The sequence below is a fragment of the Streptomyces sp. NPDC020747 genome (assembly GCF_044334695.1).
In the GTDB taxonomy this organism is placed as follows: Bacteria; Actinomycetota; Actinomycetes; order Streptomycetales; family Streptomycetaceae; genus Streptomyces.
The window spans coordinates 1-8311 of the sequence record NZ_JBIRTJ010000044.1 but is presented as its reverse complement, the minus strand read 5'-3'; the positions used below and the strand labels follow the sequence as shown (position 1 = coordinate 8311).

General features: G+C 71.8%; 9 protein-coding genes. 3 read left to right on the top strand and 6 right to left on the bottom strand.

What is annotated here, in order from left to right; translation table 11 throughout:
• Positions 1 to 53: 53 nt before the first annotated feature.
• Both ACH4YP_RS47875 and ACH4YP_RS47870 read left to right on the top strand, forming a co-directional pair.
• Entirely contained in the window at positions 54 to 764 is a 711-nt protein-coding gene (locus ACH4YP_RS47875; RefSeq protein ID WP_311129750.1) for an amino acid racemase, read from the top strand.
• 55 nt (positions 765 to 819) lie between these two features.
• Positions 820 to 1506, top strand: a complete 687-nt coding sequence (locus ACH4YP_RS47870) for a GntR family transcriptional regulator (RefSeq protein ID WP_398497892.1) — start codon at positions 820 to 822, stop codon at positions 1504 to 1506.
• A gap of 17 nt (positions 1507 to 1523) precedes the next feature.
• Here ACH4YP_RS47870 and ACH4YP_RS47865 read toward each other — a convergent pair whose 3' ends face one another.
• The 6 genes from ACH4YP_RS47865 to ACH4YP_RS47840 are packed head-to-tail and all read right to left on the bottom strand — an operon-like array spanning position 1524 to position 6740.
• Positions 1524 to 2408, bottom strand: coding sequence for an SMP-30/gluconolactonase/LRE family protein (locus ACH4YP_RS47865; RefSeq protein ID WP_398497890.1), 885 nt, complete (start codon positions 2406 to 2408; stop codon positions 1524 to 1526).
• Between the two features lie 15 nt (positions 2409 to 2423).
• On the bottom strand, positions 2424 to 3344 hold the full coding sequence (locus tag ACH4YP_RS47860; RefSeq protein ID WP_398497894.1) for a sugar kinase: 921 nt from the start codon (positions 3342 to 3344) through the stop codon (positions 2424 to 2426).
• Between the two features lie 41 nt (positions 3345 to 3385).
• On the bottom strand, positions 3386 to 4006 hold the full coding sequence (locus ACH4YP_RS47855) for a bifunctional 4-hydroxy-2-oxoglutarate aldolase/2-dehydro-3-deoxy-phosphogluconate aldolase (RefSeq protein ID WP_398497888.1): 621 nt from the start codon (positions 4004 to 4006) through the stop codon (positions 3386 to 3388).
• Between the two features lie 46 nt (positions 4007 to 4052).
• Positions 4053 to 5198 (bottom strand): galactonate dehydratase, encoded by a 1146-nt coding sequence (gene dgoD / locus ACH4YP_RS47850; protein ID WP_398497886.1) that lies wholly within the window; start codon positions 5196 to 5198, stop codon positions 4053 to 4055.
• Positions 5195 to 5941, bottom strand: coding sequence for a FadR/GntR family transcriptional regulator (locus ACH4YP_RS47845; RefSeq protein ID WP_398497884.1), 747 nt, complete (start codon positions 5939 to 5941; stop codon positions 5195 to 5197). The genes dgoD and ACH4YP_RS47845 overlap by 4 nt, the downstream gene beginning before the upstream one ends.
• A 55-nt stretch (positions 5942 to 5996) precedes the next feature.
• Complete coding sequence (locus ACH4YP_RS47840) at positions 5997 to 6740, bottom strand: SDR family NAD(P)-dependent oxidoreductase (protein WP_398497882.1); 744 nt, start codon at positions 6738 to 6740, stop codon at positions 5997 to 5999.
• A 153-nt stretch (positions 6741 to 6893) separates the two neighbouring features.
• Here ACH4YP_RS47840 and ACH4YP_RS47835 point away from each other — a divergent pair, with 153 nt between their 5' ends.
• Entirely contained in the window at positions 6894 to 8273 is a 1380-nt protein-coding gene (locus tag ACH4YP_RS47835) for a cation:dicarboxylate symporter family transporter (protein ID WP_398497880.1), read from the top strand.
• Positions 8274 to 8311 lie beyond the last annotated feature (38 nt).

Genomic DNA, 8311 nt, shown 5'->3' with positions numbered 1-8311 from the left:
CCCCGCCCACCGGCCGAGACCGAGGCCACGGCCTTCCAGAAGGAACCCGCCCAGTGACCGCCTCCCCCTCGGAGATCATCGGCATCCTCGGCGGCATGGGCCCGGCCGCCACCGCCGACTTCTACGCCAAACTGGTGTCGATGACGCCGGGCAGCAGCGACCAGGACCACCTCAGGACGGTCATCTGGTCCGACCCCACCATCCCCGACCGCACCGCGGCCCTGATCGGCGACGGCCCCGACCCGACCCCCTGGCTCCTCCACGGCGGGCGCGTCCTGCGCGAGGCGGGCGCCACCGTCATCGCCATCCCCTGCAACACCGCCCACGCGTTCGTCCCCCGCATCGCCGGCCATGTGGGCCTGCCCATCGTCCACATGATCGGCGAGGTCGCACGTCACCTGTCCGCCCTGCGGCCCCATGTGCACACCGCCGGGCTGCTCGCCACGACCGGAACCGTCCGTGCGGGCCTCTATCAGGAGTGGCTGGACCGCTTCGGGATCAGCCTCGTGCTGCCCGGCCCCGACAGCCAGCGGGAGGAGGTCATGGCCGCCATCCACGCGGTGAAGGCCGGCCGGCGGGACGCCACGGCCGGCGAGCCGCTGGCGCGTGCCGCGCGCGGACTCACGGCCCAGGGGGCGCAGGTGATCATCGCGGGCTGCACGGAGATCCCTCTCGGGCTGTCCACCGCGACGGTCGAGGTCCCCCTCATCGATCCGGCCGTCGTCCTGGCTCAGGCCCTGGTCCGCCGGATGCGCGCCGCATGAGGACGAAGGCGGGTGGGCGGGAATACCGAGGGGCGAGCGATGTACTGTACGCAATATGTCACTCGACAGTCCTGTCTCCCGCCGTCTCCTCAGCGACGAGGTCTTCCACCGTCTGCGCGACTCCATCGTGCGCGGAGAACTCGCTCCCGGGGAAAAGGTCAAGGACGGCGAACTCGCCGAGCGTCTCGGTCTCAGCCGCACCCCGGTGCGCGAGGCACTCGCCCGGCTCGCCGACATCGGTCTGGTCGAGGCCAAGCCCGGCGTCTACACCCGGATCACCACCCTCAACCGCCGCGACGTCGAGAAGACCCTCGCCGTCCTGCGCTCCCTCGACCAGCTCGCCGTCGAGACGGCCGTGCCGGTCATGACCGAGCAGGACCGGCAGCGCATGCGCCAGGCCAACCGGGACTTCGAACGGGCCGTCGCCGCCAACGACACCGACGCCGCCCTCGCCGCCGACGACCGCTTCCACGCCGTCCCCATCGCGGCTGCGGACAACCCCGTCCTCAGCCGGATCGTCGAGCAGCTCCACCCGCAGATCCACCGCATCCTCTACCGCAAGTTCTCCACGCTCCTCGGCGGCCGCAACACCATCGAGCACCACGACCAGCTCATCGACGTCTGCGCCGGCGGCGACGCGCGAGCCGCCGCCGAACTCTCCGGACAGCACTGGTCGGAGCTCGGCGGCCACATCAACCAGCTCTTCGACACCAACCAGTTCACGGAAGCCGCACCCGCCTGACAGGGCGGCCGCCGCCTTCAGCTCCGGCCCCGCCAGGCGCAGGCCGCGGTCGCCCTCGCCGCCACGGGGACACTGAGCACCGCACCGGAGGCCGGGGTCGGGCTCGTGACCCCGTACCGGGCCGTGGTGACGAAGAGGCGGTTGCCGCCGGGGTGCAGGCAGACCGAGGTGGGGTGCGGGGCGGGCACCGTCAGGGTCTGGAGCATACGGCCGTCGGGGTGGTACCGGCGGACCGTGCCGGCGCCCCACATCGCGACCCACAGGCAGCCCTCGTCGTCGACGGTCATTCCGTCGGGGCTGCCCTCGGCCTCGCTCAGACGGGCAAAGGTCTCCGGGCCGCCCGAAAGGTCGCCCGAGACCAGGTCGATCCGGCAGCGGAGGATCGTTCCCGCGGCCGTGTCGGCGAGGTACAGGGCCGTGCCGTCGGCGGTGAAGGCCGGACCGTTGGCGATGGTCAGGCCGTCGAGGACGCGTGCCACCGTGCCGTCGGGGTCCGTTCGGTAGAGCGAACCCGCGCCATGGGTGCCGTCGTAGGCCATGCTGCCGGCCCAGAAGCGTCCGGCGGGGTCCGCGACTCCGTCGTTCATCCGGCTGGGGAGCGGAGTGCGGTCCTCGGGGCGGTCCAGCCATTCCAGCGCGCCGTCGGGGGTGAGCAGCGCGATGCCGGTGCCCGCGGCGGCGATCCAGGTGCCCGGCCGGTCGGCCACGGGCGCGACGGCGCCCAACGGCACGTCGAGGCCGGCCAGCTGGCGCACGGCCGGCCCGTCGTCGTCGCGCAACTCGAAGAGCCGGCCGCTGAGGATGTCGACGTACACATACCGGCCGTCGACCCAGCGGCCGCCCTCGGCGAGTTCGTATCCCCCGTCCACCACGACCACCGTGGGCGCTGCTGTGGATGTCATGTCCGGCCTCCTGGGTCAGCGGATGGTCGTGCCGTCGGGCTGGTCGAACAGACCGAGTTCGTCCTGTGTCGGCAGGCCTTCCCAGTCGCCGCGGGTGGCGACGGCGAAGGCCGCGGTGGTGACGGCCCGGTGCAGCCGGGCGGGGATGTCCGCGCCGTCGAGGAGTCCGGACAGATATCCGGCCACGAAGGCGTCGCCCGCGCCGACCAGATCGACGGCGTCGACCCGGCGAGCCGCACGGTCGGTCGCCCCTTCGGCGGTGAAGCTGGTCGCGCCGTGTGCGCCGCGTTTGACGACCACCTCGTCGACACCTGCGGACAGGAGGCTGTGCACGGCCTCCGACTCGCCCGCATCGGGCCGTTCCAGCACCAGCGGCAGCTCGTCCTCGGAGGCTATGAGCAGGTCGGTGTGGGCCAGCAACGGCCTGAGGGCGGTGCGGGCACGGTCGTGGGACCACAGCCGGGAGCGGTAGTTGACGTCGAGGCAGACGGTCGTGCCGGCGTCGTGAGCCGCCTCGGCGGCGGCCTCGACCGCCTCGGCCGCCGACGGGCCGAGGGCGGGGGTGATGCCGGTCAGATGGAGGACGCGGGTTCCGGGGGCCAGTGCGGGCAGGACGTCGGCCGGTGAGACGGCCGAACCCGCCGAACCGGCGCGGTAGTAACTGACCCGTGTGAGTGTGCCCAGGCGGGGTTCGGTCAGCAGCAGTCCCGTGGGCCGGCCGGTGTCGTCGACGGCCGCGTGCTCGGTGTCGACGCCCTCGGCGCGCAGCGTGCGCAGCACCAGTGCGCCGAGTTCGTCCGCGCCGATCCGGCCGGCCCAGCGCACCCGGTGCCCGAGCCGGGCGAGGCCGATGGCGACGTTGGACTCGGCTCCCGCCACGGACAGTCCGAGACTGCCGCCCAGCCGCAGCGCGCCCTGGGCCCGGAGGGCCGCCATCGTCTCGCCGAAGGTCACCACGTCCGGTGCGGCCGATGCCGTCACGGCCTCTCCCCCGCGACCACCTTGCGGAACTCGGCCGCACGGGCACGGAGTTGCCCTGTGTCGCCGCCGTCGGCCGCGTCCCCGACGAGCGGTGAGCCGACGCCGACGGCGATGGCGCCCCGGTCCAGGTACGCACGGGCGGCCGGTGCGTCCACTCCCCCCACAGGGACGAAGGGCACGTCGGGGAACGGGTCGCGCAGGGCCCGCAGATAGTCCGGTCCGCCGAGGGAGCCGGGGAAGAGTTTGATCGCGTCGGCTCCCCGTGCCAGGGCTACTTCGATCTCGCTCGGCGTCAGGGCACCCATCAGCACGGGTACGCCGTACGCCTCCAGCCCGTCGACCAGCGCCGGAGTGACGAGGTAGGACGCACCGGCGTCGACCGCGCGGGCGGCGTCCGCTGCCGAGCGTACGGTGCCGGCGCCCAGCAGGGCGTCGGGGCCCAGGTCGGTGCGCGCCTGCCTGATCACCGTCAGGGCGTCGGCGGTGGTCAGTGAGACCTCGAGGGCGGCGACACCTTCCTCGGCGAGGGTGCGTACGGTGCGCAGGGCCGCATCGGGATCCTTGCCGCGGACGATCGCCAGCAGGCGGTGGGCTCGGAGCGATTCCACCAGGTTCATGGGAGCGGGCTCTCCTTGTGCGTGGGGTGCGGGGGCCTGACGGTGGTCACCACTCGGTGAACGCCCCGTCGGGGCCGCGCCATACGGGGTTGCGCCAGCGGTGTCCGGTCTCGGCGGCGCGGCGTACGGCCTTCTCGTCGATCTCGACGCCGAGGCCGGGACGGGACCCGAGGGCGGCGTAACCGCCCTCGAAACGGAAGGGTTCGGGGTCCATCACGTACTCCAGCAGGTCGCACTGCTGGTTGTAGTGGATGCCCATGCTCTGTTCCTGGATGAGGAAGTTCGGTACGGAGAAGGCGATCTGCAGGCTGGCGGCCAGGGCGATCGGGCCGAGGGGGCAGTGAGGGGCCATGACGACGTCGTGCGTCTCGGCCATGGCCGCGATGCGGCGCACCTCGGAGATGCCGCCGGCGTGCGACAGGTCGGGCTGGGCGACGGCGATGCCGCTGGCCAGTACCTCGCGGAAGTCCCAGCGGGAGTAGAGGCGTTCGCCGGTCGCGAGCGGGATGTTCGTGGACTCGACAAGGCTGCGCAGGTGGCCCGAGTGTTCCGGCAGGACGGGTTCCTCGACGAACAGCGGGTGCAGTGGTTCGAGGAGGGGCAGCAGGCGGCGCGACATGGCGGTGGAGACGCGGCCGTGGAAGTCGACCGCGATGTCCCGCTCGTCGCCGAGCACCTCCCGGACGGCCGCGACGCGTTCGACGACCTCGGCGGTGCGTGCCGGGGTGTCGATCGGGGCGAGTTCGGCCGAGGCGTTCATCTTCACGGCGGTGAAGCCGGCCTTCATCTGTTCCTCGGCGAGCTCCGCCACGTCGCTCGGCCGGTCGCCGCCGATCCAGGCGTACATCCGGACGCGGTCCCGCACCGGGCCGCCGAGGAGACGGTGCACGGGGGCGCCGTAGGTCTTGCCTGCGATGTCCCACAGTGCCTGGTCGATTCCGGCGACGGCGCTGGAGAGGATGGGGCCGCCGCGGTAGAAGCCGCCCTTGGTGAGGACCTGCCAGTGGTCCTCGATGCGCAACGGGTCGCGGCCGACGAGGTAGTCGGCCAGTTCGTGGACGGCGGCGCGCACGGTGTCGGCGCGTCCCTCGACCACGGGCTCGCCCCAGCCGGTGATGCCCTCGTCGGTGGCGATGCGCAGGAACAGCCAGCGCGGTGCCACCAGGAACGTCTCAAGTCCGGTTATCTTCAAGGAGTTTCCTTCGGCAGCGTGTCGGTCGCCGCGTCGTCGTGGTCTTCCCCCGCCCGTACGGCCGCCAGGTCGTCGGAGGCCTGGGCCAGGAGCGACGCGACGGCGGCCACGGCGGCGTCCGGGTCGCCCGCTTCGACCGCGTCCAGCAGTTCCTGGTGCACGGGTATGGAGTCGGAGAAGTGCCGGGCGCCGTGCACGATCCGGTCGCGGACCCGCAGCCCGGCCTCGATGACGACCTCCATGCGGCTCAGCAGTTCGTTGTGGGCGGCGTCCAGCAGGGCGCGGTGGAAGGCCAGGTCCGCCTCGACCATGGCGTCCGCGTCCGTCCCCGCCGCCGCCATCGCCCCGAGCGCCTGCCGCATGGCGTCCAGGTCGGACGGCGTGCGGCGGGCCGCGGCGAGCCGGGCTCCGGCTGGCTCGACTATCGACCGCACCTCGGCGAGGTCCTCCAGGAAGCCGTCGGTCGGAGCGCTGCTGCCCTGCCAGCGCAGCAGGTCGCTGTCGAGCAGGTTCCAGTCGGACCGGGGCCGGATGGTCGTGCCGCGCTTCTGCTTCGACTCGAGCAGGCCCTTGGACGCCAGCACGCGCATCGCCTCGCGGACCACGGTCTTGCTGACCCCGAGCTCCGTCTCGAACCTGACCGGGTCCACGACGGAGCCCGGAGGGTAGTCGCCGCGGATGATGCGCCGGCCCAGCTCCTCCACGGCCTGGCCGTGCAGCCCCTTACCGGGATGGGTCACCACGTTCTCCGTTTCCGCTCCGGTCCTTGTCGCTGATACCGCGCACCGTACGCGCCGCTCACGAGGACTCCTTCATGACGCTCCATCCTCCATCGACCACCAGAGCGGCCCCGGTCACGAAGGAGGCGTCCGCCGACGCCAGGAAGGCGACCGCGGCGGCCACCTCCTCCGGCTGCCCGAACCGCTTGGCCGCCGTGGCCGCCACGCTGCGCGCCCGGTCGGGCTCCGGTATCCCCTCCCAGGCGGCGGTGAGGATGGGTCCGGGCAGCACGGTGTTGACCCGGATGTCCGGCCCGTATTCGACGGCCAGTTGACGCCCCAGCGAGCACAGGGCGCCCTTCGCCGCGGCGTAGGCGGCGTGGCCCGGCAGCCCGATGACCGCGTGCACCGAGGAGGTGAGGACGACCGACCCCGACGACTGCCGCAGCAGCGCCGCGAAGGTCTTCATCGCCCGCCAGGCCGGTTTGAGCAGCACGGCCATCTGGCCGTCCCACTCGGCCTCGCTCAGTTCGTGGGCGGGCTTGTTCAGCTGGGCGAAGGCGTTGCTGTGCAGGACGTCCAGCCGTCCGTGGCGCTCCTCGACATGGCGGCCCAGACGCTCCCAGTCGGCGGCCGAGGTGACGTCGCAGCGCAGGTACTCCGCGCGTCCCCCGCCGGCCTCGATGTCCGCGACGACCGTCTTGCCGGCGGTGTCGTCCACGTCGGTGACCACGACCGTCGCCCCCTCGGCCGCGAGTCTGCGCGCCGTGGCCGCGCCGATCCCGTGCGCCGCGCCGGTGATCACCGCCACGTGCCCCGCCATCCTGTGGCATTCCGCCATCGTGCGCCTCTCCCCTTGCTCGCCTGCAACCGTCTGCTGACTGCACCTGTCCCGGCGCTCACACCATCATAGCTGTTTTAATTAATAATGGATATATCTTGACGGGGCGGCGATGACGCTCCGAGACTGACCGCCATGCGACAGACAGACTCAGTGGCGATCGACGCCCGACGGCGCCTGCGCCCGTCCGGCATCGCCTTCGGCGGCGACTACAACCCCGAGCAGTGGCCCGAGGAGGTGTGGGCGGAGGACGTCGCGCTGATGAAGGAGGCGGGCGTCTCCCTGGTGACGGCCGGGATCTTCTCCTGGGCCAGGGTGGAACCGAGGCCCGGTGCATACGACTTCGACTGGTTCGACCGGGTGTTGGTGCAGGTCGTGGTCCTGCCGCTGGTCTTCCCGCTCATCGTGCTGGGCATCGCCCGCATGGAGTCGGTCAAGAAGGTCGGCCGGATCGCCGGCAAGGCCATCCTCTACTTCGAGATCGTCACCACGGTCATCCTGCTGATCGCGGTGGGCCTGGCCAAGTTCACGGGCATCGGCAAGGGCGCCCCGGTCCAGGGGGCCGACGCCAAGGACCTGGACGGCATGAGCCAGGGCATCGACTTCCACGAACTGGTCCTGCACGCCGTCCCGAAGAACATCTTCGCCGCGTTCGGCGAGGGCAATCTGCTCGGCGCCATCACCTTCGCCCTGCTCGTGGGCGTCGCCATGGCCGCGATCGGGGAGAAGTCCGAGCCCTTCGCCGCCGTCCTGGAGTCCGTCGCCTCGGTGATGTTCAAGGTCGTCGGCTACGTCATCCGCATCGCGCCCCTGGGCGTCCTCGGCTTCATCTCCTACGACGTCGCCCACTACGGCTTCGGCAACCTGCGCAGCCTGCTGGGCTTCATCGCCGTGGTCTACGCGGGCCTGGCCATCGTCGTCGGCGTGCTCTTCCCTCTCATCGCCGCGGTCTACCGCATCCGCTACGTCGAGTTGATGAAGTCGATCGCCGGGCTGGCCGGGATCGCCTTCGTCACCCGCAGCTCCGAATCGGTGCTGGCCCCGCTGATGGGCAGGCTCGAGGCGTTCGGTCTCAGCCGGTCGACGACCTCGTTCGTCGTCCCGCTCGGGTACTCCTTCAACACCGACGGTTCGGTCCTCTACCAGGCCGCCGCCCTGGTCTTCCTCGCCAACGCCTACGGCGCCGACACCTCGCTGCCCGCCCTGCTCCTCATGGTCGGCGTGCTGGTGATCCTCTCCAAGGGCATGGCCGGTGTCGCTTCCGCCTCCATCGTCGTGCTCATCGCCGCCGGCAACTCCATCGGCCTGCCCGCCGAAGGCATCGCCCTGCTCCTCGGCGTCGACTTCATCGTCGACATGGCCCGCACCGGCGTGAACGTCATCGGCAACTCGCTCGCCGCCGCCGTCGTCGACAGCTCCGAGAAACGGCGCGAGGCCAAGCGCGGCGCCGACGACCTCCCCCGCCCACCGGCCGAGACCGAGGCCACGGCCTTCCAGAAGGAACCCGCCCAGTGACCGCCTCCCCCTCGGAGATCATCGGCATCCTCGGCGGC